General features: G+C 55.5%; 19 protein-coding genes. 6 read left to right on the forward strand and 13 right to left on the reverse strand.

From position 1 onward, the window contains the following. Positions 1-11: 11 nt before the first annotated feature. Positions 12-1,004: an LLM class flavin-dependent oxidoreductase gene (locus VE23_RS12345; protein ID WP_049868101.1), complete on the forward strand. Its 993-nt coding sequence runs from the start codon at positions 12-14 to the stop codon at positions 1,002-1,004. A gap of 69 nt (positions 1,005-1,073) precedes the next feature. On the opposite strand, the gene VE23_RS12350 is transcribed toward VE23_RS12345, so the two are convergent. Both VE23_RS12350 and VE23_RS12355 read right to left on the reverse strand, forming a co-directional pair. Then, on the reverse strand, positions 1,074-1,970 hold the full coding sequence (locus tag VE23_RS12350; RefSeq protein WP_049868102.1) for an SDR family oxidoreductase: 897 nt from the start codon (positions 1,968-1,970) through the stop codon (positions 1,074-1,076). Between the two features lie 161 nt (positions 1,971-2,131). Continuing rightward, a complete protein-coding gene (locus VE23_RS12355) occupies positions 2,132-3,013 on the reverse strand; it encodes a GNAT family N-acetyltransferase (RefSeq protein ID WP_049868104.1) in 882 nt (293 codons plus the stop codon). A 252-nt stretch (positions 3,014-3,265) separates the two neighbouring features. Between VE23_RS12355 and VE23_RS12360 the strand changes: the two genes are divergently transcribed. After that, complete coding sequence (locus VE23_RS12360) at positions 3,266-3,886, forward strand: TetR/AcrR family transcriptional regulator (protein ID WP_049868106.1); 621 nt, start codon at positions 3,266-3,268, stop codon at positions 3,884-3,886. Between the two features lie 164 nt (positions 3,887-4,050). Next, positions 4,051-5,652, forward strand: coding sequence for an alpha/beta hydrolase (locus VE23_RS12365; RefSeq protein ID WP_049869716.1), 1,602 nt, complete (start codon positions 4,051-4,053; stop codon positions 5,650-5,652). A 178-nt stretch (positions 5,653-5,830) separates the two neighbouring features. Here VE23_RS12365 and VE23_RS12370 read toward each other — a convergent pair whose 3' ends face one another. Beyond that, the gene (locus VE23_RS12370) at positions 5,831-6,178 is read right to left on the reverse strand and encodes a hypothetical protein (protein ID WP_021878009.1); all 348 of its coding nucleotides are present in this window, start codon (positions 6,176-6,178) and stop codon (positions 5,831-5,833) included. A gap of 136 nt (positions 6,179-6,314) precedes the next feature. Here VE23_RS12370 and VE23_RS12375 point away from each other — a divergent pair, with 136 nt between their 5' ends. Then, a complete protein-coding gene (locus tag VE23_RS12375; protein ID WP_049868108.1) occupies positions 6,315-7,412 on the forward strand; it encodes a PdaC/SigV domain-containing protein in 1,098 nt (365 codons plus the stop codon). A gap of 64 nt (positions 7,413-7,476) precedes the next feature. Here VE23_RS12375 and VE23_RS12380 read toward each other — a convergent pair whose 3' ends face one another. The 3 genes from VE23_RS12380 to VE23_RS12390 all read right to left on the reverse strand — a co-directional run bounded on the left by VE23_RS12380 (position 7,477) and on the right by VE23_RS12390 (position 15,378). Beyond that, a complete protein-coding gene (locus VE23_RS12380; RefSeq protein WP_049868109.1) occupies positions 7,477-11,013 on the reverse strand; it encodes an S-layer homology domain-containing protein in 3,537 nt (1,178 codons plus the stop codon). 149 nt (positions 11,014-11,162) lie between these two features. Beyond that, positions 11,163-12,275, reverse strand: a complete 1,113-nt coding sequence (locus VE23_RS12385; RefSeq protein ID WP_049868110.1) for a response regulator — start codon at positions 12,273-12,275, stop codon at positions 11,163-11,165. Then, the gene (locus tag VE23_RS12390) at positions 12,247-15,378 is read right to left on the reverse strand and encodes a hybrid sensor histidine kinase/response regulator (protein ID WP_049868111.1); all 3,132 of its coding nucleotides are present in this window, start codon (positions 15,376-15,378) and stop codon (positions 12,247-12,249) included. The genes VE23_RS12385 and VE23_RS12390 overlap by 29 nt, the downstream gene beginning before the upstream one ends. Positions 15,379-15,805: 427 nt before the next feature. Between VE23_RS12390 and VE23_RS12395 the strand changes: the two genes are divergently transcribed. Continuing rightward, on the forward strand, positions 15,806-16,549 hold the full coding sequence (locus VE23_RS12395) for a hypothetical protein (protein WP_157053948.1): 744 nt from the start codon (positions 15,806-15,808) through the stop codon (positions 16,547-16,549). A 290-nt stretch (positions 16,550-16,839) separates the two neighbouring features. Here the strand turns inward: VE23_RS12395 and VE23_RS26485 are convergent, their stop codons facing one another. The 7 genes from VE23_RS26485 to VE23_RS25835 form a co-directional block, all read right to left on the reverse strand. Beyond that, positions 16,840-17,037 carry a hypothetical protein gene (locus VE23_RS26485; RefSeq protein WP_127508804.1) on the reverse strand — a complete coding sequence of 66 codons (198 nt, stop codon included), beginning with the start codon at positions 17,035-17,037 and terminating at the stop codon, positions 16,840-16,842. 74 nt (positions 17,038-17,111) lie between these two features. After that, complete coding sequence (locus tag VE23_RS12400) at positions 17,112-17,975, reverse strand: SDR family oxidoreductase (RefSeq protein WP_049868113.1); 864 nt, start codon at positions 17,973-17,975, stop codon at positions 17,112-17,114. A gap of 102 nt (positions 17,976-18,077) precedes the next feature. After that, entirely contained in the window at positions 18,078-18,494 is a 417-nt protein-coding gene (locus VE23_RS12405; RefSeq protein WP_048746644.1) for an Rrf2 family transcriptional regulator, read from the reverse strand. 350 nt (positions 18,495-18,844) lie between these two features. After that, a complete protein-coding gene (locus VE23_RS12410; RefSeq protein ID WP_049868114.1) occupies positions 18,845-19,561 on the reverse strand; it encodes an SDR family oxidoreductase in 717 nt (238 codons plus the stop codon). A 24-nt stretch (positions 19,562-19,585) separates the two neighbouring features. After that, positions 19,586-20,617 carry an NADH:flavin oxidoreductase/NADH oxidase gene (locus tag VE23_RS12415; RefSeq protein WP_084781422.1) on the reverse strand — a complete coding sequence of 344 codons (1,032 nt, stop codon included), beginning with the start codon at positions 20,615-20,617 and terminating at the stop codon, positions 19,586-19,588. Positions 20,618-20,630: 13 nt separating this feature from the next. After that, positions 20,631-21,095 carry an ASCH domain-containing protein gene (locus VE23_RS12420; protein WP_048746640.1) on the reverse strand — a complete coding sequence of 155 codons (465 nt, stop codon included), beginning with the start codon at positions 21,093-21,095 and terminating at the stop codon, positions 20,631-20,633. A 329-nt stretch (positions 21,096-21,424) separates the two neighbouring features. Then, positions 21,425-22,312, reverse strand: coding sequence for an AraC family transcriptional regulator (locus VE23_RS25835; protein ID WP_084781424.1), 888 nt, complete (start codon positions 22,310-22,312; stop codon positions 21,425-21,427). A gap of 231 nt (positions 22,313-22,543) precedes the next feature. Here VE23_RS25835 and VE23_RS12425 point away from each other — a divergent pair, with 231 nt between their 5' ends. Further along, positions 22,544-23,299 carry an SDR family NAD(P)-dependent oxidoreductase gene (locus VE23_RS12425; RefSeq protein WP_049868115.1) on the forward strand — a complete coding sequence of 252 codons (756 nt, stop codon included), beginning with the start codon at positions 22,544-22,546 and terminating at the stop codon, positions 23,297-23,299. The last annotated feature ends 181 nt before the right edge of the window (positions 23,300-23,480 follow it).

The raw sequence follows: 23,480 nt of genomic DNA on the forward strand, positions 1-23,480 counted from the left end.
TGTTGAAAGCCATGAAAATCAGCCTCCTGGACCAGGCTCCGGTCACGAAAGGCCATGCGGCCCCGGACGCCCTCCAGAATGCCGAGAAGATCGCCGTTCTCGCCGACGAGCTCGGCTACCACCGGATGTGGATGGCGGAGCATCACAATACCCGCCATTTCGCGAGCGCGGCTCCCGAGGTCATCATCGCCCATCTCGCCGCCAAAACCAAACGCCTGCGCCTCGGAACCGGCGGCGTCATGATGATGCATTACTCCCCGCTCAAGCTCGCGGAGGTGTTCAACACGCTGAGCGCCCTTTCGCCGGGCCGGATCGACTTCGGCGTCGGCCGCGCTCCCGGAGGAGACCACTTTGCGACCCAGGCGCTGGCCGAAGGCCGGCCCTACTTGCCGAGCGACCTGTACGACAAGCTCGCCGCCTCGCTTCAGCTCATCGCCGGCGGCGTGCCGACCGATCCGCTGTACAAGAACGTCGTCGCCTCGCCTGCCGGCATCGCCCTGCCCGAAGCCTGGCTGCTCGGCTCCAGCGGCAACAGCGCCGTACGAGCCGGCCGGCTGGGAGTCGGCTACTCGTTCGCCCAGTTTTTCAACGGCCAGCTGTCCAAGGAAATTCTCGACGCCTACCGCTTGAACTTCGAGCCCACCTCCTTCATGCCGGAGCCGGTCGTCAGCGTCACCTACGCCGCCACAGCCGCAGAGACGGAGGAGGAAGCGGAGTTTCTCGCCAAGCCGGTCGACCTGATGCGGCTGTTCCTGACCAAAGGCATGCTTCAGCCGATCATGTCGCCGGAGGAAGCCCGCGACTATCCGCTCACCGAGATGGACCGCATGCAGATCGCCGAGAACCGCAGCATCCATTTCGTCGGGACGGGGCCGCAAATTGCCGAGCGGTTATACCGGGAACGCGAGCTGTACGGCTTCGACGAGGTCATGATCAACAGCACCCCTCACGGCTTCGAATCGCGTCTGAACGGATACCGGCTCCTGGCGAAGGCTCTTCTGTAGACCGCTATCAAAAAAAACAAGCCGGCTCCTCCAGGGAGTCGGCTTGTTGAAATTCGGTTGCAGCACGGCTTAAGGAGTCGGCTCTCCGCCATTGGCATTCAGCGTCTCGCCGATGACGTAGCTTGATTCCGGGCTCGCCAGGAACACATACGCCGGAGCCATCTCCGCCGGCTGACCGGGACGGCCGAGCGGCGTATTCTCGCCGAACTTCGCCAGCTTGGACTGAGGCTGGCCGCCGCTGATCTGCAGCGGAGTCCATACCGGACCCGGCGCAACGGCGTTCACGCGGATGCCTTTGGGAGCGACCTGCTGGGCAAGCGCCTTGGTGAACGTGTTGTTCGCGCTCTTGGTCGTAGCGTAGTCGAGCAGGATAGGCGAGGGCTTGTACGCCTGAATGGAGCTCGTGTTGATGATCGCGCTGCCCGGAGGCATATGCTTGACCGCCGCCTTGCACAGCCAGAAGAGCGAGTAGACGTTCGTCTTGAACGTGGCGTCGAACTGCTCCGTCGTCAGATCCGCGATATCCTCCACGAATTGCTGCATGCCCGCCACGTTGGCAAGGATGTCGATGCCTCCAAGCTGCTCCACCGCGGCAGCGATGAGCGACTCGCAGTAGGCCTCGTCCTTCACGTCTCCGGGCATGGCGACCGCCTTGCGGCCGGCCTCCTCGATCAGCTGCACGACTTCCTTGGCGTCCGGTTCCTCCTCCGGCAAATAGGAGAGCACGACATCCGCCCCTTCCCGGGCGAAGGCGATGGCAACCGCGCGGCCGATGCCGCTGTCGGCGCCGGTGACGACCGCTTTTCGGCCGGTGAGGCGGCCGGTGCCGCGATACGTCTTCTCCCCTGCATCCGGCTTCGGCGTCATTTCCTTTTCCAGGCCCGGCGGATTCTGCTTCTGTTGAAACTCCGGACCCGCCTTCTGGTATTGGGACGTCGGATCCTGCATTTTGTATTGATCGCTCATGGCATATCCTCCTTCAGATTCTTGTCTATGTGTATATACCCGCTTTGAAGCCTTTTAAAGGGTTCACCTTCATTCTCCCCTCTTTGGCGCCAAATAAAATCAGCCCCCATCCGGAATAACGCCGAACGGAGGCTGCTGATTTCACTGCTTCCTGATCCTGTTCAATCCAGCCGCTCCCTCTCCAGCTCCTGCATCATGAACACTTGCTCCAGATTGGACGGCTTGAACCCAAGCTCCGTCAGCAGCCGGAGCAGAGCATCGTCGGAACGAAGCATAGGCACAGTCCGCTTGTACGAGCTCCGCCCGGGCTCGGCAATGCGGGCCAGCAGGAAACGAAGCAGAGCTTCGCGATCCTCTCTGCCGTCCAGCACCCGCAGCTGGCTGATCGTAACGCCGATGTCCGCGCCCGCCGGATCGAAGCTCCGCCGATATAGAGCGCAGGCGACCGGCTTTCCCTGCTCAAGCACAAGCAGAGACTGTCCGTCGCGCCGATAGTTCGGCCACTGGAACTGCCACGGAAGCATCCTCTCATAAGGCTTCAAGTCCAGCGCGGTGCCAGGCACAGCCGTCAAGCCGTCCACGTCCGCCGCAAGATCGGGCAGCTTGGAGTCGCAGGCCAGGTAGAGCATGTCGTCGACAACCTCGTATCCCCTGCTTTTGTACAGGGAAATCGCCCTTTGATTCTCGCTGATCGCCTCCAGCGTCGCGATGTGCACGCCCTGCTCCCGGTAAAGCTCAAGCGCGTGGTCGATCATCGCCTGGCCGACTCCGGTTCCCCTCTCCTTCTGAGCGACTCCTGTCCCCCCGTTCCAGGCGACCTTGCGGCCCTGCACCTCGCGGATTCCGTTCAGGACGATGCCGACAGCGCGGCTGTCGCGGCAAGCGATGAAGGAAAGCGCCGGCGAAAGCTCTTCCAGCACAAGCCGGTTCACAAACGATTCGACAGACATGACAATCGGAACAAAATACCCGGCAAAACCTTCGTTCCATACGTGGACGGCTTCCTCCAGCGTGCATTCGCTCAAACGTTTGAATGTAATCAAGGCTTGATCCCTCCGCAATGAGTGGTAGAATAAGAGCCATAACAATTAAAACCGACTGGTCAGTCTTTATTATAAAAGAGGAAGGATCTGGACATCAAGAACAACCTTTCCCGATTCAACTTCTTCCTCGCATCCAGCCTGCATTGGAGCCTATCTATGCTATGATTTCCCTAGCGGATGGATCCTTCATCGTTCCATGGCTTAGGAACCTTATCCCGTGGGAAGCAAACATAAGGCAAAAGGAGATCGACGATGGCACCAAAGGTTACCGAGCAGTACCGAAAAGAAAAACGGACTTCCATTTTGGAAGCGGCCCTGGACTGTTTTGTCGAAAAGGGCTTCCAGGCGACATCCGTGGACGATATCGTCCGCCGCTCGGGCATGAGCAAGGGCGCCCTGTACGGATATTTCTCCAGCAAGGAAGAAATGTACATCGAGCTGGCCCACAGCCGCATGGATGAAATGGCCGAAATCGTGCACGGCCCGTTCAACCGGCTGAACGGAGCCACGGCTAAAATACAGAGCTTGTTCACCCGCTTCCGGAACCAGTCGCTGGCCGACCTGCGGAAATGGCTGACCTTCCACCTCGAATTCATGGTCTATATTTCCCGCAATCCCGAGCTGGTCGGCATGCATAACAACTACCGGGACAAGGGACTCGGCATTGTCGGGCGGCTGCTGGCCGAAGGCAAGGCAAGCGGGGAATTCCGCCCCGATCTGGATGAATCCGCGGCGTCGTATATATTCTGGTCCGTCCGAGACGGCCTCGCCGTCAACTTCATGGTGGACGGCGATGAAGGCGAATATCAGCGGATTCTGGATCAGATGGAAGAGATGGTGCTGAGGCACCTCCGGAAGGATCCGCTCCGTTGACGCGGCTCCAGCCGCCTGTGGACCGGGCCGTCTTCGTAGAACCTTCATTTCGTTCGAATACTCCGTAAATCTTTCTCATTTACTTTGGATATGGAAAACGATTCCATCAGCCGAAGGGAGAGAGATTTACGTTGAGAACAAAAAAAGCCGCGCTTGCGCTGGTCATGGGGGCAGCCTTGGCTTTTCCCCAAGCGATCCACGCCGCTCCGGCCCCGCTGCTGCACAAAGAAAACGCCGCCGGCCAATCCGGCAACTGGTACACCGGCGCGGTGCCGTCCCAAGCCTCGTCCGACAAGCCCGTCCTGCTGTTCGTCCAGGGGCTTCATTCTACGTACGAGCGCTGGATCGGGACCGACAGCTACTATGACGCCGCCTATAATGCCGGGTACCGGACGGCGTTCGTGCAGCTTCCCGATGCCGACGGTCCGGGCGGAGACATGTGGAAGAACGGCCCCATTCTCGCCTCCCTGATCCGCAAGGTCGCTGCTTATTACAACGTGCCCAAGCTCAACATCATCGCCCACTCCAAAGGCGGCATCGACACGCAGACGGCGCTCGTCTATTACGGGGCTTCCCCTTACGTGAACGTGGTCCATCAGCTCTCGACACCGAACCGGGGCTCGGAGCTGGCGGACATGGCCTACAGCAATTGGACTTCCTGGCTCGGCGCGATCATGGGACAGCAGGATGACGCCGTCTATTCCCTGCAGACGTCCTATATGGCGGGCTTCCGCGCCCAGACCGACGTCAAGCCGGAAGTGAACGCGACCAAGACCTATATGTCCGGGGGCGAGGGAGACGACGGCATCTTCACCAGCTACTGGTTCGCCCATGCCGTTCTTCCGGGCGAGGATGACGGCGCAGTATCCGTATATTCCGCCATGGGTCTGCCCTACGGCATTCAGAGCTTTACCAAGAACATCTCGCACAGCGCCATGGCGCGAGCCTCCCAGACGTGGAGCCTCGTGCAGCCGAAGCTGAAGCTGGCCACGGCCGCTCTTGCCCCATCCGGAGCCGCAATGCCGAGCGGACAGCCGCAAGCAGCGCCGGAAGCAGCTGCTTCCGGGCAGCTGCAAGCAACACTCGGTTCGCCGTCTCTGGCGGCGAACGCAGAAGGGCAGGATGCCGACCTGATCCTGCGCGGCGGCCCCGTGGACGGCTCATCGGCCGTCTCATTCCCGCTCGAGAGCGGAATCGGCAGCGTCGCTCTGGAAGTCATGACGAGCCGGGAGGACACATCGCTGACTCTCGTTTCCCCGTCGGGGCAAGTCTATCCTTCCGTGGCCGCTCCGGCGGACAGCGATCCCGACGGCATCTTCGGCAAGGCGGTCCGCCGGGCATTCCAGGTCATGCGGCCCGAGGCGGGGGAATGGAGCCTGAAGCTGGACGGCAAAAACGACGCCTTCTTCGCGATGGCGCAGATCGAGGGCTCGGCCCCCGCGAAGCTGAAGGCGAGCCGAAAAGTGGTCCGCAAAGGCGAAGCGGTCCAGCTCTCCGTCGACTTCGGCAAGCCGATCAAAGGCAGCGTCAAACGTCCCAAGCTGACCAAATCGGTCCCCGGCCGCCCGGCATCCTTCTCCTCTACCCGCCAGCTTCCGGACCTGGCCGTCGACGGCAGCCTGAACATGCCTCTGACAGCGCCAGCCGAGCCCGGCATCTACAACATCTCCTTCGACGTGGAGGGCGTGACCGACAAAGGCGAGAGGATCGTCCGCTCGGTGAACTACAACTTTGCGGTTGCGGATGACCAAGGCATCGTCAAATAACCCAAGACAATAGGAAAGACAGGCGGGAATGTGCTCCCCCTGTCTTTTTCTTTTGTTGGGCCTTTCCGGGAACCAGGAAAGGCTGCCGTTTGCTGCGGTTCCCTACTGCTTCGGATCATCAGGCTGCCTGCAATGCATCCGTCCTTCCAAATCTCCGCCGGGAGAAATCGACTTCCCCCTATTTCCTGTCCACTTGCAGCAGCGTCACTTTTTTAACCGAATACGTGTCCTTCAGGCTCTCTTCCGTTAGAACGTTCAGCTTGACCAGGCTCGCGATCTTGGCCGAATCGGCCTTGGAAAGCAGCCGCCACAGCTCGGGGTCGGGCAATGCCTCGTACAGCTTCTTATCGTCGTATTCCTTGCGCTCCTGTGAAACCAGCTTGATCCTATAGCTTCCCGCTTCAAGCTCGGGCGCCGCCAGCTCCAGACAATGCTGGATGATTCCGCTGCGGAGCTCGGACAGCTCCTGCTCGATCTCTTTCTGCTTCTGCTTCAACTGGTAAAAACGCTGCGCCATCTTGTCCATACCCTCACACTCCTCATCAGCATATTTATGCCGGGGCTGGTTTTTTAGGACTTGCAACATTTGCCGAATAGCCTTCGTTAATGGAGGGTAATCAACCCGATAGGCAGTTGACTAGCATGAGAAAGGAATGTTGGACATGAATAAAAAAAACCGGAAAAGAAATCTGCTCGCGGCCACGCTGACAGCCGCTCTTCTGACGGCGCCGATGGCGCTGTCCTTGCCTGCCGGGCAAGCAGCCGCGGCAAAAGCCAGCCCAATTCTCAAGACCACTGCGACGCCATTCAGCATCGAAGGAAAACGAACGAGCATCGCTACGATCCATAAAGACAATACGACGTACATCGCGCTGCGCAGCCTGAACGCCAGCCTCGGCCTGAGCACGATGTACGAGAAGGCAGCCGATACGGTGAAAATAACGGGAAGAGACCGTGTCCTGCAGATCGGCTTGAAGGACAGCAGCTTCAAGCTCAACGGGCAGCCTATTTACAACGGATCGGAAGCGATCGTGCAGAATAATACGACGTATCTGCCGCTCCGAGTCCTGCTGGAGCAGATGGGCTATGCCGTCTCCTATGAGCAAGCCAGCAAAATGATCGGCATTCATGCCGTTCAGGAAAACAAGCTGAAGATCGGCACGGAAGCTATCGCCTCGGAGGAAGGCGGCAAGTCGATCCATGTGTACTATCCCGTCTTGTCGGGTTATAGCGACACGGCCGTGCAAAACAAGATCAATGCCTTCTTGAAGAAAGAAGCGGACCGGAACGTGGCGGAAGGCTCCAAGGAGATGGACCCTCAAGCCAAAGAGAACATGAAGATTCTGGCCGGCAACCCGAAAGCCGATGTCCGCACGCCGAGCCTGGATGGCCAATACACGGTCTCCTATAACGAAAAGGGAAAATTGAGCCTCTACGTGGACTACTACGTCTATACCGGGGGAGCGCATGGCATGACGGTCCGCCAGCCTTACACCTTCGATCTCGCGACGGGCGACGTGCTTTCCTTGAAAGAGGCTGCCGGCGGCAAGGAAAACTATGTGTCGGCGATCAACAAGGAAATCAAGGACCAGATTAAAAATCGGCACATGGACTTGATGGTACCGTTCCAGACCATCGAGGCGGACCGGGACTATTTCCTCAACCGCAACGGAATCGTCATTTACTTCACCCAGTACGAGTACACCTCCTATGCGGAAGGCATGCCGGAGTTTGTCATTCCTTATTCGGCCTTCAAATAGGCCGCTCCATCTGGAATAAAACCAATGAAAGGCCCCGGGCAACCGCCCGGGGCCTTTCATTGCCTTATCGTGATTGAATCGTGTCGATCAATTGGGCTTTGACGAGCAGCCGCTGCACGAGGGCTGCCGTCTCCGCTCTGGTGATCGGCCGCTTCGGCTCCAGCCCCTTGCCGGAGCCTTGCGCCAGTCCGAGCTTCAGAGCGGCAGCGACGGATTGCTGCGCCCATACGCTGACCTTGCCGCCGTCGGCGAACGGAGCCAGGACATCGCCGATATCATTTCCGCTCTTGACGTCAAGACCGGCCAGCGTCATCGCTCTGGCCAGCATGGTCAGAGCTTCCTCGCGGGTTACGTTGCGGCTCGGGCCGAAGGTGCCATCCCCTTCGCCTTTGACAAGGCTGTACTCCTGTGCAGCCGCTAGCGCGCCTGCGTACCAGTCGCCGGAGCCGACATCGGTGAACGCGGAGGCTGCGGAGCTCGGAGCAAGGCCGAGCGCCCGCACGATGATAGCGGCGATTTCGGCACGGGTGACAGGCGCATCAGGCTTGTAATGCGCGGCGTCGACGCCGTTGACCACCATTCGGGAGGCAAGGTCGTTCACAGCCGACTCGGACCAGTGCCCCGCAACATCGGCAAATGCGACCGGATGATAGATGAGCGCATAGGCGCTGTTCGTCAAGCTGTTGACGATGGCATAGTAGCTTCCATCCCTCTTCTGGATGAAGGTCGGCACATGCCTTGCCGTTCCGTCTTTGTCCAGAACGATCGCGGTCGTTATTCGGGCCGGATCCGCTTCTGCAGGCACTGGGATTTCACGTTTCACATAGGAGCCGAAGCGGTCGACATCGATGCTTTTTCCGTTGTAGGATGCCGTCGCCATGAATTCCACAGGTGCCGCGACCACGCTGAAGCCATTGTTGACGCCTGCCTTTTCCGCCCGCGCTGCCATCGCCGCATCGCCCTTGACGACATTTATTCGAACCGTTATCTCTGAGAGCCGGTCCGCGGCGCCAAGCTGAGCCGACAGGCGATCCATATCCAATCGTGCCGCCGGCAGCGTGTAGCTGCCGCTCGGGGACTGCACTTCAAGCACGGCGTTGCGGCCGCCCATCGCCTTGACGAGGTCGCCGGCCAGAACGACGGATACTCCATCGACCTTCTCGCCTGCGGCCGGAATGACAATCCGAGGCTCGCTCCCTGAGGCCGCAAGCTGAGCCAGCAATTTGGCGGAGTCCATTGTCGCGTTGAGCATCGTCTGTCCGTTCACACTTTCAGTCGATACGGTCACAAGCTGATCCTTCGGCTGCCCGTTCACCGTCACGCTCAAGCCGGGCGAAGCGGCAGGTGTCGGGGAAGGCCGGGCAGAAGCCTTGCCGCTCTGATCTCCATCCGAGTCCGGGGATGGAGTCGGTGTCGGTGTTGGAGTCGGTGTTGGAGTCGGCGTTGATGATTCAGTCGGTTTTTCGGTCGGCGGTTCTGTCGGTTCTTCCGAAGGCGCCGGTGTCGGTGTTGCCGGTGCCGCTCGCGACACCGTCAGCGTATAGGTCATGGTGCTGCCGTCCTGCGCGCTCACCAAGAGGTCGATTCTATTGTCCCCTTCGGCCAGAGGCAATGCCGGCGATTCCAAGCCGCCGTGCAGGACATGGGGACCGTCGACCAGCAAGCCCGCGCCGTCATACACGCTGACCGTAACGGTTCCGTATACTGTATCCGCCACGCTCGGCGCGATGGTCAGGCTGTCCACCCCGCTGCCCACGCTGACCGTGTAGTGTCTCGTTCCGGTCGAGAAGGCCGGGCTCAGCTCGCCCGCCGACAAGGAAAGGCCAGTCAGATCTGTATTGCCGGACATCGGCGTCGCGGTGGCTTCATTGGAATAACCGCCGCCGCCGCTCGGAAGGACAGCCTTGATTTTGAAAGAATAGGTCGTTCCGTTATTCAAGCCCGCTGCGGTATAAGAGGTGCCCTCGACAGTCGCGACTGGAGCCGGCCCGTAGCTGCCCGCTTCCGTCCTTTGATAGACGCTGTAGGCCACCGCTCCCCGCGCCGCATTCCAGGCCAGCACAGCTTGTCCGTCGCCTGCGCTCGCCGTCAGATCCGTCGGCGCCGGCGTTTCGATGATGTACGTGAAGGTGGCCGTATCGCTGGAGACAAGGTTCGGTCCCGCAGCCATCGCCTTGACCGTCACGATATCTCCGGGAGCGCCGCTGATGCCCACTCTTGTGCCGGCAGGGCTTCCCGTTGTCGGCGCCGTTCCGTCGAGCGTGTAATAGATCGTCGCGCCAGCCGTTGCCGTGCTCAGGACAACATAGCTGTTGTCCGGCACGACAGTGCCGCTGGCCAGATCAGCTGTCGGAGTTGACGCCTGCTGCTTCACGGTTACAGTGATCGTCCGGGCTGCCGTGCCCCCTGCTCCATCGCTTACTGTCACGGTGAATCTGTCGGAGCCGAAATAGTTTTCAGCCGGCTGATACGTCATCGCGCCGGTCGGCGCAAGCCCCGAGCCTCCGCTTGCGGCCGTTGTCTGCCCGAAGCTCACCGTACCATGCGCCGGAGCTGCCGTCAGCGCCCAGGTCAGAGTCTGCCCCGTGTCGCTGTCATTGACGCGCAGCAGGGTTTTGATATCGGCAGGGGAAGCATTCTGGGCTACCGTCAGTGCTGCTTGGCTTCCCTCGAAGGTCGGAGCGGTATTCTGACCGAGAATTTTCACGAAATTCCCCTGTGCATTGAACAATAGAAGCTGGGACTTATTGCCGTCAACCACATACACGTTGCCGTCGCTGTCCGAGGTCGCCTGGGAGGGCTCGACCAGGTTCGCGTCGGCAAGAGTCATGGCGTAGCTGCCGTTGCTGTTGTACACCTGCACCCGCTTGTTGCCGCCGTCGGAGACGTACATGCGGTCGTTGCGGTCGATGGACACTCCCCAAGGCTTGTTGAAATGAGCGTTGTCGGTTCCGGACACATTCTTTTCCCCGATCGTCTTCTGAGGGGCGTACGTGTCCGCAGCGCTGTTGTACGCATACACGACCACGGTGCTGGTCCAATATTGCGTGATGTACAGATTGCCCTTGGAATCGGCCGCGATTCCCATCGGCCTGTCGGCGAGCTGCGGCGAATTGGCGATGAGCTTGTAGCCGGTGCCATTCGTATTGAAGCGATAGACCAGATAGTTCTGGTCCGTGACGAATATATGGCCTCTGCCGTCAAGCGCTATCGCCTCCGGCACGGGATTCCCGCTGGGAAGGGCGATGGACCGGATATAGGCTCCCTGGCTCCCGAACACCTGAATGCGGGCATTGGAATAATCCAGGACATAGATATCTCCTGTCGTCTGGTCGACGGCCACTGCTTTCGGCGTATTGAAATGATCGTTGTCCGAGCCGAGGACGCCCTTGACCCCGAGCGTCATGTACAAGCTCTCATCCCGGTTGTAGATCTGAATGCGATGGTTGCTGAGATCCGCCACATATAATTTTCCGCTGCTGTCCGTCGCGATGCCGCGCGGAGCTCTCAGATCCCAGTCCGTTCGGACGGCTGCGAATGCCGTCGGCACGGATGTGAACAGGATCGAGAGGATAAGCAGCAGAGATCCCCATTTTTTCATCTGTCTCCCACCTTATGCTAGAATGCGTTTTGCCTACTGTAGCAGATCCATTCTCAACATTTTCACAACATCTCTTCCAAAAAACGACAAAAAAGGCTGTCGAATGAACATTCGACAGCCTTTTTCTTCGGAATGTCGGCTTTTCCGCGCTAGCCCTCTTCCAGCCTATGTCTTTCTTTGATGGCCAGCGCTTGGCGCGCGCCGCTCCTGTCGCCGCCGCCATCATAGGCGTCCGCCAGCAGATCGTCGTACTCCCCATGGCCAAGCTCGACGAGCTTGCTCAGAAGCATCGCACGGGACTCCTTGCCCGCTCTATCAAGGCATTCCAGAAGACCGGCGGTGAAGGCGGAGCGCAGCTCGAGCCGATAAGCGTCCGCCCATTGATAATGTTCCGTTTCCAGATAATCGCCTCGATACAGCGCCAGCACATGCGGTCCGCCTTCTCCGCCAAAGCCTGCCTTCAATCCGTCCAGCAGCTCCTCCAGGTCGCTGCGGATGGCCGCCGAGTCGATCCAATACCGTTCGTCGCCGTATCGGACGATCTCCCCGCAGCCCTCCGACTTCAACAGGCTCCGCAAGTAATAGAGCGACGTATGCAGCAGCTTCTGCGCCCGCTCTGCCGGATCTTCCGGCCATAAATGCTCCAGAATGGCGTATTTGTAGACCGGCTGTCCCCGATGATGCCAGAGATAGGCGAACAGCTCCTTGGTCTTGCGGGTGCGCCAGGTGAGCAGGCGGCCGTCCGGGCTGTACAGCTCCATGCTTCCCAGCACCTTCAGCGACAGCGCCTGCTTGTCGGCCTGCGAACGTTCAAGGCTGCTCGGCCCGCTTGCTTGCTTGTCCTCCTCCGGCGCGCCGCTGCCGGCCGACTCCGCTGCGCTGCCGCGCCTCCGAAGCCGGGCTTGCTGGCTCTCGTAGCGGGACAGCGCCTGGAGCAGCTTGTCCTTGGCGACCGGCTTGAGCAGATAGCCGATCGCTTCCGTGCCGAAGGCATCCACCGCATAGTGGTGATAGGCCGTCACAAAAATCACTTCGGCATCCGGACATCGTTGGCGAAGCTCCCCGGCAGCCTCCAGACCGTTCATGCCCGGCATCTCGATATCCAGGAAAATGAGCTCGGGACGCAGCGACTCGCACAGACGAAGCGCTTCGCCGACGAGTTGAAATTTGCCGACGACAGCCACTCCGCCGACCTCGTTCAGCTTGATCTCCAGCACATCGAGCGCCATTTCTTCATCGTCGATCAGAATCGCTCTGCGCATGTCGCCCCTCCGTCAAAAAAATCGTCATTCGGGTTCCGGATCCCGGATGGCTGGCCATCTCCAGCCTCCGCCCGTATCTCATTTGCAGCCGGCGATTGACATTGCCGATGCCGACGCCCCCGCCGCGCCCTTCCTCCAGACGAGCCAGCATATCCTTGTCCATGCCGACGCCGTCATCCTCGACGACAATCTCCACGATATCCCCGACCTTGCGGACAAGGATATCCACCGTCCCCCCCTCGGGCTTCGGCCCGATGCCGTGCCGGACGGCATTTTCCACGATCGGCTGCAGCGTCAGCGGCGGCAGCAGGCACTGAACGCCTTCGTCAATCGAATACCGGACCTGGAGGCGCCGGCCGAAGCGCAGCTGCTCGATCGCCAGATAGGCCCGCACCAGCTCCAATTCCCGCTCCAGCGGAACCGCCTCACCCTGCAGGACGAAGGTGAACTTGGCGCGAAGATAGGTGGTCAGATGCTGGATCGTCTCCCGCAGCTTGTCCACATCCTTATAGCTGAGTCCGACCAGCGCATTCAAAGTGTTGTACAGGAAATGCGGCGTAATCTGCGTCTGCAGGAAATCCATCTCCCGGCGCACCGCCTGCTCCGAGGAGCTTTTCATCGCCAGCAGCGACTGGACGCGGGCCTTCAGCTCCGCAAGCTCGAACGGCTTCTGCAAAATATCGTTGGCTCCGGCGGCAAAGGCGGCGAGGATCTCTCCCGCCTGCCCCGACGCAGTAAGCATGAGCACCGGGAGCTCGGCCAGACCTTGCAGCGACCGGATCTCCCGGCAGATGTCCAGGCCGGACACGCCGGGCATCATCAAGTCCAGCAGCACGAGATCCGGCTTGCGGCTCCGCAGCGCCTCGAGCGCCTCCCGGCCTCCCCTCGCCGCCGTGAAGGAATGCTTCATGGAAGAGATCGCATCCATCGCCACCTTCAGATTGGAAGGCTCGTCGTCGACGATCAGAATGTGGAACGTCTCCTCCCCGTCGCCTTCCTTCCGGGGGCCGGAGTCATGGATGGAATGATGATGGTCGTCCATATTGTCGACGCCGCCATATTCCACACCTGCATATTGAGTGCCGGCAAGCTGCGTATCGGCGTCTCCCGCAGCAGCATATTCCTCAGAAGCCGCCGCCTCCAGTTCCGCGCTCCCGGCAACAGGCAGCGTGAACATGAACCGCGAGCCGCGGCCGACTTCGGATTCCAGAGACATGACGCCGCCTTGCAGCTCGACAAGCTGCCTGGCGATGCCGAGTCCAAGCCCGATGCCGTTGCGCGAGCGGGCGCCTTCCTCGTCGTACTGGAAAAAGGGCTGGAACAGCCGGTCCAGCATCTCCGGCGGAATGCCTCTGCCGGTATCGCTGACCGTGACGGCGAGCATCTTCCCTTGCCGCTCGGCCGATATGGATACCGTTCCGTGATCCGTATAGTTAAGCCCGTTTTCCAGCAAATTGTGCAGGATTTGCCGGAGCCGGTTCTCGTCCGCCAGAACCAGGGGCAGCCCCGGCGGCAATTCGTTGATGAGCTGAATATCGGGATGGACCGGAGCAATCGACAGCGTCTCCATGACGAAGCCGGTCGAGATGTACAGATCGACGGGCCTGAGCTGCACCCGCAGCTCCCCGTATCGGATCCGGTTCATGTCGAGAATATCGTTGACCAGTCCGGCCAGCCGCCGTCCGATCAGATTCAGCAGCCGGATGTTGTCGCGGTGCTTGAAGTCGAGCGGGGCGTCGGTGTTGTCGAGCAGCGATTGCGACAGATTGACGATGCCGTGCAGAGGCGTCCGGAGCTCATGCGACGTTTTGGCCAGGAACTCATCCTTCTGCCGATCGTAGACAAGCAGCTGCTGAGCGAGCCGTTCGCTCTGCAGATAGGCCTCGCGCATCCGGTCCGTCATGAGAAAAGACTGAGACAATACGACGAGCAGCAGCGTGACGATCATATAATACGGACTGTCCAGAGCCAGCTGATAGCGCGTCTGGGCGAACACCCAGCTGATAATGAGAAAGAACGCTCCGAGCAGAATAGAGTAGATCCTCACCCCATGATGCCGATTGCGGAATATCGACGTGAAAATAAAGCCGAAAGCCAGAAGCTGCATCGCAATGCCCGGCCACATGATCGGAACCAGAAACTCATTCGGAATCGCCAGCAGGACGGCCAGAAACAGATAACTGACCCACAGGAACGCCTTCATCCGCTTGCCGGGCTTGTCCTCCAGATAAAGCCGGACGTAATAGATGAAAAATAAAATCGACATCGCCGGCAGGATGAAGAGCAGCTTTTGCAGCGGCAGAAAAGAGATCGACGGCAGCAGCGAAGCAAGCACAATCTCGTTGTCGATGCTGAAAAACAGGCCCAGCGACAGACAGAACAGGCTGAAGAAGATCAGGTACGGCTCCCGGCCCCACTGCCTGAACATGCCTGCGAAATAAATGCCGAAGACGAGCAGGGTGGCGACGAGAATCATGTCGGCCATCCGGGAATTGTCTCGCCGGTTCAGCACCTCACCGCTCAGCCCGAACTCCGGCGGCTGCACGAGTCCGCCTTGCAGATAGCGGTAGCTTGCCACCTGCACGATGATTTCGATGTTGCGGCTCTCGGCCTTGACCGTCCCGAAGAACGGCAGGTTGCTGGGAACAAAGTCTCCCGGAGCGATGTCCGGCCGTCCGCTGCCTCCAAGATCGTCGCCTGCCATATAGATGCGGCTGGACATGCGGATTTTCTTGGCCCTCAGGCTGTAAAAATCGGCATCGCCCACCTCCACCAGCAGCCGGTACGTTCCCGCGCCGAAGCCGTCGGCCGAGACGCTTCCCTTCCAGTTGCCGGGGACGCTCAACAGGCTCCGCTTGCTTTGCAGCTCCTCTCCATGGACGGCAAAATCACCGGGAGTCAGCAGTTCATCCTTATAAAACTCCCATTCGCCCCGCAGTGGAATGATTCCTTGCTGCGCAAAATCCCAATCCCTGGCATCCAGAATCCCCCCTCGCGCCTCAGGGTAATCCTCGACGGGATGGAGCCAGTTGTAGATGAGCGCAGAGGTGGCGGCGGCAAAGATCAGGACCATGCCGATCAGCACGAACAATTGTTTCTTCATGGAGATGCGTTCCTTCCCGTTGCGAAAAAGAAGATTCAAACCGATTTGAACGATGAATGGATTAGAGGCAGCCTGCCGAATGGCTCCCGATAAGCGCTTATGATTCCATACACGCCCTATTATATCTCAATTGTCCGTTTTATCCTGAATTCTATTTTTAGTCCACGACAAAAAAGAGGAATTCAACACCCCTCTTTTGGGGACCAGGCAATGCTTGTAAATATTCATTTATTCATTTACTACCGGTCCATACAGGATTTTTACATATTTAGAGGAGGAAGCATGAATCAATCTGGACATGGTATTTTGAAAAAATGGTTTTTCAACTAACAAATACTCAAAGGATACGTCTATAAGAGTGAAGCATGGAGTAAGAAATCGTCGTTTGAAATAAAAAGAAAAGTTCATGAGGGAGTGGTTGGTTTTTATGAAGAAAGCAGTAGCAGCATCAATTGTCCTAGGTGTTCTAGCAGGATGCAGCACCCCGGCTTCAGAGAAAGATTCTCCCCCTTCAGCAATGAATAATGCCCGTTCGATGGCAAAGCCTGCGGCCACAGCTGCGACACCTGACGCCAAGCAGATTCAGGTGAAATATACACCGTCCACGGTTGCCGCGCCGCTAACCAAAATCGACGATTTAGAAAAACCCCTGCAATTGACAAGTAAAGCGTTCGATGATTCCACGGTTGTGGTTTATGAAAAAAATGACGATGGAAAGTCAGTGTATGCAGTTCTCCAAACCAAAGAGGGAAGCTATGAAGTTGGACAGATTGGGTACGAAGGGGCCATTGACTACTCCATAAATACTGTTGAAGCTTTGGGTCAATCCTATATTAAAGTGACCGGTACAGTTGGAGCCAATGCCCCGATATCAGATTATGTATCGCTCACCACTTCCCCGCCAGCCCTGTTGCATATCGAAGCAAATACCGTCGAGGCTGATGTGGACCAAGACGGGATCAAAGAAGTCGTCGCTACCGTAGGCACAGCAGCGGAAACAACACTCTACAAAACAGTGAACGGTTCGCTGGCAAGCGTAAATCTTAATGAGACCATGAATGCCAGTATAGTCATATACGATTCGGAGACCAACATCTTCCAAGCGGAAGTTGCCAATAGTCAGCTTTCTAATTGGAAAATGAAGGATAATCAGCTTCAGCTCATTCATTAAAAGCCTTCGGGCTTCTTCTGCGAGAGCACCTTTATTCGTATAAATAAACTCTTGCTACATATCGATGATTACCCCGATTTTCGACTCGACTTTAACTGTCACGACTTTGAGAATCTGTATCCTTCCTATCAAATAAAGTGAAAAATAAAGACGCCAGGATAATGCCTTGCTCCTAGCGTCACTTTGCAAATATCCAGAGTGTTCAGATTTACACTAATCATGCAAAATTCGGAGCTTGTGCTGGGTAAATAGAGTCTGCCAACGATCATTTTTTCACTGGGGACCGTTGATCAGCAAGCCCACGCTGTCATACAGCTGACTGCAACGATTCCATATCCCGTGTCCGCCACGCTCGGCGCGATCGTCAGGCTGTCTACCTCGCAGTCCACGCTGACCGCTTCCGTCCCTTGATAGACACTGTAAGCCACAGCTCCCTGCGCGGCATTCCAGGTCAGGACAGCTTGTCCGTCGCCCGTGCTGGCCGTCAAGATTTGAACCTATAAATCGAAAACCGACCTCACATTACGAAAGGTCGGTTTTCAATAAAGTTCAGTTATTTTGTTTAAGAGATTTCGTTCACTAGTTGAGTCAGGGCCTCGCTAATTGGCGTAGCTGGACGACCGAGCAGCTTTTCGAAATCATTGCTTTCGAGCTCCAGTGCGCCTTCTCGAATGGCTTGCTGGATACTTACGAGAATAGGGATAACGAAGTCGGGTACACCTGCGCCTTTCATGATGTCGGCATAAGCGGCGTCATCGACCTGTTGGAAAGGCACTTCCTTGCCTAATACCGTGCCAAGAGCAGATGCCAGTTCTTCTTGAGTCATCAGCTTACCCGAAAGTTCATAAATGGTATTGTCGTGTCCGTTCCCCGCCAATACGGCTGCAACCGCCGCCGCGTAATCTTGCCGCAGTGCCCAACCCACTTTGCCAGATCCAGCGGAGGTCACCCAAGGAGCTCCTGCCATCACGCCTTGAATGCTCGCAATTTCATTCTCCAAGTACCAGTTGTTGCGTAAGAAGGAGTAAGGAATGCCCGTTTTGACGATGGCTTGTTCTGTGACACGGTGTACTTCAGCAAGGAATAACTTGCTTTCGTTTGCATTCGTTGCACTTGTATATGCAATGAATTTAACTCCAGCACGCTCTGCAGCAGCAACAGCATTTGTGTGCTGCCGAATTCTTGTTTCATTGTCTCCATCCGCAGAAATAATCAATAGACGATCGATACCTGCAAAAGCAGCATCCAATGTTTCTGGACGGTCAAAATCTCCTTGACGAACTTCTACTCCACGAACTCGCAATCCTTCTGCTTTCTCTGGATCGCGGACACTGACAGCCAAATCACTCGCCGGTACAGATTTCAATAGCGTCTCTACAACTATAGTTCCCAATTTCCCTGTCGCACCTGTGACCAACATTTTCATCTTCTATTCCTCCACTTATATTTTGTTGTAATACCCATTGTTATAACAGCATTAGTTACAACAAGTCTATAAAATAAAAGCTCTCTTATAAGGAGCTCTCATTTATTTGAACCTTGGTGTGAGTTGGCTCAAAGTCGTTTGCGCCAACCTGTGTTCCATAGCGGATTGAGCCTCATTCAACTCGGATTGGAGAACCGACTCAATGTTCGCCCCGACTGGACATCGCTCATTCGGATCTGCGTGAAAACGGAATAATTGGTTGTCTTCAATCACATTTACAGCCCGATAAACATCGAGAAGCGTAATTTCCTCAGGTGCCTTGAGTAGAGAAGCACCTCCAACCCCAGGCCGTACTTCCACTAACCCCATTTTTTTTAACATCCCCATAATTCTCCGGATTATAACGGGGTTTGTATTTACGCTGCCCGCAATGAAGTCCCCCGTACATTCGTTTGGACTGACCGCAATCAGGGAAAGGATGTGAACAGCAATAGAAAAGCGAGTGCTTATTTGTTTCAAGTGCATCACCACCGTTGTAACCATTATAGTTACTACCTAAAGTAAAGTCAATATCCGTGCCTAAAACTGCCCGTCCCTCGGTTTTAAGGGTTTATCTCACGTTCACTCCCTCATTCGCAGGATTTCATCACCTTTTGCGACAGGAGTCGGGAATCCGTTTTTTTTAATCACTTGAGAATAATGGCATCGTCCACCGCTTTATTCTCCTATCCTCTAATCGAATGAATTATCCTAAAAATCAATCCTACGCCCTTTCGTTAAAGCTTGTTTGAAAAATAGGCCATGAACTCTACTCGCGTAGATATTCATGACCTTCTCCGTGCATCTTTACTAGGTTTTACGTACTGAGTTTAGGACAGGAGCGCCCCGCCCTCAATCAGGATAACGGAGCCAGTGGTGAATCCGTTTTTCGCAAGGTAAACATAAGCTTCGGCAATATCTTCCGGCTGCGCGATCCGTCCGACAGGCAATTGGCGCGCAATGGCGTTGAACATGGATTTCCGGTCTTCCTCCGGCATGCCTGCGTAGACAGGCGTATCTACGATTCCGGGAGAAACCACATTGACCCGAATCGGGGCAAGATCCACCGTCAATCCCCGCATCAACCCCTCCAACGCCGAGTTGATCGCAGCCAGCGTGGATGCCCCCTTCGGAGGCCGTTTGCCGTAAACGCCGGAAGTCAAGGAGATGGAACCTTCTTGGTTCAAATAGGGGATAGCCGCTTTAACGGTGATGTACTGCCCCCAGAACTTGCTGTCGAAGGCCGTTTGCGCCTGTTCAACCGGCAATTCGCGGAACTCACCCATCGCGCCTTCGCCAGCGGTGATGACCAAGTGATCAAACTTGCCAACCTTTTCGAAAAATTCCGCGGCTTTCTCTTCACTCCGAAAATCCAGCTCGTAAGCTTCCACATTCCCGCCAAGCGTTTGTTTGGCTTCCGAGAGCTTGGCAGCAGAACGGCTTGCGATCACTACCTTGGCCCCTTCATCCAGAAATGCCTTGGCAGTCGATAATCCAATGCCTGATGTGCCTCCTACAACGATGACTCGCTTCTCTTTCAATGACATTACGATAGCCTCCCTATTTTCCCCTTAATGATAAGCCCGCTCATATTGCTTTGGAATGGGGGCATATTCACTTCTAAGCGATTGAGCAGCATGGATAGTCCAGTAAGGATCTCGAAGCATGCCACGGGCGATCGCCACTAAATCCGCTTCTTCGCTGCAGACGACGGATTGGGCAAGTGCCGGGTCCTCAAGCATGCCTACAGCGACGACGGGCACCCCAAGAGCCTCCCGAATTTTGCGTGCGAAAGGAACTTGATAGCCTGGGTAGTTGCCGGGCTTTCTTTCCCCTACGGGTCCTTCCCCGCCAGAACTTACATGAAAAACATCTGCACCTGCTGCATGGTAAGCTTTAGATAACATTATGGCATGTTCCATGCCATAACCTCCATCCGCGTACTCTACGGCAGTGATTCGGAAAAATAACGGCATATCTGCAGGCATTTCCTTTTTGACCGCCTGTATGACCTCCACCCCAAATTTGGTCAGGTCTTGTCCATACGCATCTTCGCGTTTGTTCGTAAAAGGGGATTGAAACTGATGAATTAAATATCCGTGCGCCCCATGAAGCTCAATCATATCTACGCCTGCCTGTACAGCCCGGCGGGCTGCATCGGCGTAGAGCTGTACCATCTGATTGATCTCATCGACTGTAAGTGCGCGGGGCATCTTATAGCGGGATCCCGGATATGGGATAGCGGAAGGGGCCACTGGCTCTTCAGCATCTTCCGCTTTTCGGCCGGCATGAGCAATCTGAATCCCGATCTTGGCCCCGTGAGCATGAACCCCATCAATAATTCGGGCAAATGCCGGAATATGGTCATTGGACCAAATCCCTAAATCAAAGTCGGTTATTCGGCCATCCGGCTCAACATCCGTCATTTCCATGATGATCAACGCTGCACCGCCAATTGCGCGGCTAAGATAGTGAACGTAATGCCATTCGTTGGGTTTGCCATCCCTGGCGGTTACGGAATATTGGCACATGGGCGCCATGACTACCCGGTTTTTCAATTGCAGCCCTTTAATTTCATAAGGAGAAAATAAGTGATTGGTCAAGTCAGAACCTCCATTAATGGATTATTTCCGTCGATCCTACCATCAACTCTTCGCCTATCGGATATTCCCATAGTCCCAGCTTTCCCTTCACGGGAATATAGGGCTTAAGCAGACGAAAACCCGCTATTTCCCACGCAAAATAACCTGGACTGTAATCGCCCAACAGGAAGTCATCCCCCGTCACGACCTCCCCGCAATCCAGAATGGCTGACGTATCATCAGCGTCGATGACTTGATAACAATTCGTAAGCTCGCAGGTTGCAAGGATAACCCCCGTAGGGAGGTTTTGTTCCGTATAGCCATTCTTGGCGAGCAAAGAACGGATGGGTTCATATTTGCAGGCCTGCTTGTCGACTTTCCGGCTTGCATGAATGGCCAACGGTCCGCGATACCGGGTCTTCCAGGATCTTGTTTCATAGAGTGTCTCGCCTTGGACAAGCAGAGCCGCCCACGGTTGAATCATGGATAATACTTTCATTCCTCTACGCTCCATTACGGTTCATAATGAAGTACTATTCCCCAAACATTCTCCAAACTTTCCTTACCCCGCATAAAAAAGACGCAATCCCTCCGGTCGCATAAGACCTTCGGGATCAACCTCTGTTTCACAACGCTCCATTAAGCCTGAACTTCGTTTACGAATTGACGTAGACCCTCTTCGAGCGTCATCCACTTGTTGAACGGGATAAAAGCCCTTCCATATTTAAGGAAGGGCTGATCGCCGATGCGCCTTGTATTCAAACGTTTCTTACCAGCAGCGAACAGCACTCCACATGTGTGGAGTACACAAAAAAGAAGCCCGGTATTTTAATCCCTTGTGCTTTCGATACGTCTTAGATTCTCAGTGTCCCGAGCTGGAGATGAACCGAAGAAACGAGAGTATTCTCGATTAAACTGCGAGGGACTTTGATAGCCAACTTGATATGCGGCACTGGCTACTGGATAGCCCTCAAATGCAATGAGGCTTCTAGCCTCCAAAAGCCTTAATTGCTTTTGAAATTGAATAGGACTTAAACCCGTTGCCCTTTTAAACTGACGGTGAAAGGTATTTATAGCCATGCCAGATTTTGATGCCATCTCGCCAATGTCTATTGGCTTCATAAAATTATTGCGAAACCATTTTATACACTGGGGAATCTTAGATAGATTACTTTCCCGTAGACCAAATTGCCTCAGATACCATCCTTGCGGTCCCATTAGAACGCGATATAGGATTTCGCGCTCATAAGCTGGTGCAAGACCAGGAATGTCTCTTGATGTTTTGGATAAACGCAATAAGCGCAGCCATGCCTCCATAAATTCAATGTCCATTTCACAAGCTGCGAAATGCTCTGAAGCAGTCGGTAATTGATTTTCAGGAAGATCTCTCAATAAACTCTGAAGAACATTCTGGTTCAACATAAGACCAAGGGACATGTAAGGACGGCCCTCGCGGTCTGGATGTACACTCGCTTTTGCAGGAACATGCACCGGCAACACGTAATATGATGGCCCTTTCAGGTCAGTGCTGCGCTCCCCGATGGAAAGAACCTTTGTTCCTTGAACCGTAAAACCAATCATCGGCTCGTAGAGCGATGCGAGTTGATGAGCGGGGATGTCTCCCTTAATCATACTTAGCCCCGGTACTCCGGTTTCCATTTGTCGAGTACTTGCGCCGCTCATGAGATCAATAATTTCATCAAGGACGTTATTCATGCCCTTATTTTATCACACGACTTCATTGTCACTCAACACAGCTCTGAAATGCTTCGGCATTTTTAGACTCACCATAGGACATATATAAAGGATAATTGGGGTTGAACGAAAGGTAACGTGGTGGTTTTAGGCAATAAGATGGCATTATTAGATCTATGTTATTTCATCAGATGCGACTAAAATTGAAACCAGATCGAACATAAACGAACACAAAATTAGGAGGAAGATCTTATGAAAATTGCGATTGTAACAGGTGGAAGTAATGGCATTGGAAAAGCGACGGCGCTCGAGCTTGGCAAACGTGGAATTAGCGTCATTCTCACCTACAATTCCTATAAGGAACGGGCAGAAGCTGTCGTTAAGGAAATAGAGCAGAATGAAGGCGTTCGGGCACTCGCACTGAAGCTGGATCTGACTCAAATATCAACATTCGAAGGTTTTGCTCTTGAAGTGAAAAAGAGCCTCCAAGACATCTGGAACAGAACGACTTTTGATTACTTAGTCAATAATGGCGGTGTCGGTGGGCCAATGATGCTCGCTGATATGAGCGAAGAATACTTCGACAAGATTCTTAATACGAACTTCAAAGGATCGGTTTTTTTAACAAAGCAACTTGTCGAATTCATGGAGGATGCTGGAGCTATTGTAAATACTACGAGCTCATCCAAAAACCAGTCATTCCCAGGCTACTCCATCTACGGCTCGTTAAAAGCAGCATTCTCAAACTGGACTCGCTACATCGCCAAAGAACTTGGACCTCGCCAAATTCGGGTCAACGCAGTTTCGCCCGGTCCTACGCACAGCAACTTTGGCGATGGTGTATTCGACAAACATCCTGAATTCATTCAGCCGCTGGCTGAGCAATCTGTATTTGGCAGAATCGGCCAACCCGAAGATATTTCGAAGGTCATTGTGAAATTATTGTCCGATGATTTCGGCTGGGTTACAGCCCAGGACATTGAAGTGTCTGGCGGACATTTGCTTTAGTTCCCCAGGTGAAAAAATCAATAAATAGCCTGTATAAAAGGGTGTCCCATCGTCATTTTCATGACTTATGGGACACCCCTTCATTTTGCGACATTCTCGGGATCGCCTATCAATTGCTCGCACCGTTTATCTCTAGCAGCTTCCCCTCTCGGTACTGCATCCTGTTCCCCCAACCGGCCGT

This window comes from Paenibacillus sp. D9 (assembly GCF_001188365.1).
In the GTDB taxonomy this organism is placed as follows: Bacteria; Bacillota; Bacilli; order Paenibacillales; family Paenibacillaceae; genus Paenibacillus_O; species Paenibacillus_O humicus.

What these genes read in the sequence shown, in the direction of transcription:
- VE23_RS12345 (WP_049868101.1), top strand. Translation starts at nt 12, where the DNA reads ATGAAAATCAGCCTCCTGGACCAGGCTCCGGTCACGAAAGGCCATGCG.
- VE23_RS12350 (WP_049868102.1), bottom strand. Translation starts at nt 1,970, where the DNA reads ATGAGCGATCAATACAAAATGCAGGATCCGACGTCCCAATACCAGAAG.
- VE23_RS12360 (WP_049868106.1), top strand. Translation starts at nt 3,266, where the DNA reads ATGGCACCAAAGGTTACCGAGCAGTACCGAAAAGAAAAACGGACTTCC.
- VE23_RS12365 (WP_049869716.1), top strand. Translation starts at nt 4,051, where the DNA reads ATGGGGGCAGCCTTGGCTTTTCCCCAAGCGATCCACGCCGCTCCGGCC.
- VE23_RS12370 (WP_021878009.1), bottom strand. Translation starts at nt 6,178, where the DNA reads ATGGACAAGATGGCGCAGCGTTTTTACCAGTTGAAGCAGAAGCAGAAA.
- VE23_RS12375 (WP_049868108.1), top strand. Translation starts at nt 6,315, where the DNA reads ATGAATAAAAAAAACCGGAAAAGAAATCTGCTCGCGGCCACGCTGACA.
- VE23_RS12380 (WP_049868109.1), bottom strand. Translation starts at nt 11,013, where the DNA reads ATGAAAAAATGGGGATCTCTGCTGCTTATCCTCTCGATCCTGTTCACA.
- VE23_RS12385 (WP_049868110.1), bottom strand. Translation starts at nt 12,275, where the DNA reads ATGCGCAGAGCGATTCTGATCGACGATGAAGAAATGGCGCTCGATGTG.
- VE23_RS12390 (WP_049868111.1), bottom strand. Translation starts at nt 15,378, where the DNA reads ATGAAGAAACAATTGTTCGTGCTGATCGGCATGGTCCTGATCTTTGCC.
- VE23_RS12395 (WP_157053948.1), top strand. Translation starts at nt 15,806, where the DNA reads ATGAAGAAAGCAGTAGCAGCATCAATTGTCCTAGGTGTTCTAGCAGGA.
- VE23_RS12400 (WP_049868113.1), bottom strand. Translation starts at nt 17,975, where the DNA reads ATGAAAATGTTGGTCACAGGTGCGACAGGGAAATTGGGAACTATAGTT.
- VE23_RS12410 (WP_049868114.1), bottom strand. Translation starts at nt 19,561, where the DNA reads ATGTCATTGAAAGAGAAGCGAGTCATCGTTGTAGGAGGCACATCAGGC.
- VE23_RS12420 (WP_048746640.1), bottom strand. Translation starts at nt 21,095, where the DNA reads ATGAAAGTATTATCCATGATTCAACCGTGGGCGGCTCTGCTTGTCCAA.
- VE23_RS25835 (WP_084781424.1), bottom strand. Translation starts at nt 22,312, where the DNA reads ATGAATAACGTCCTTGATGAAATTATTGATCTCATGAGCGGCGCAAGT.
- VE23_RS12425 (WP_049868115.1), top strand. Translation starts at nt 22,544, where the DNA reads ATGAAAATTGCGATTGTAACAGGTGGAAGTAATGGCATTGGAAAAGCG.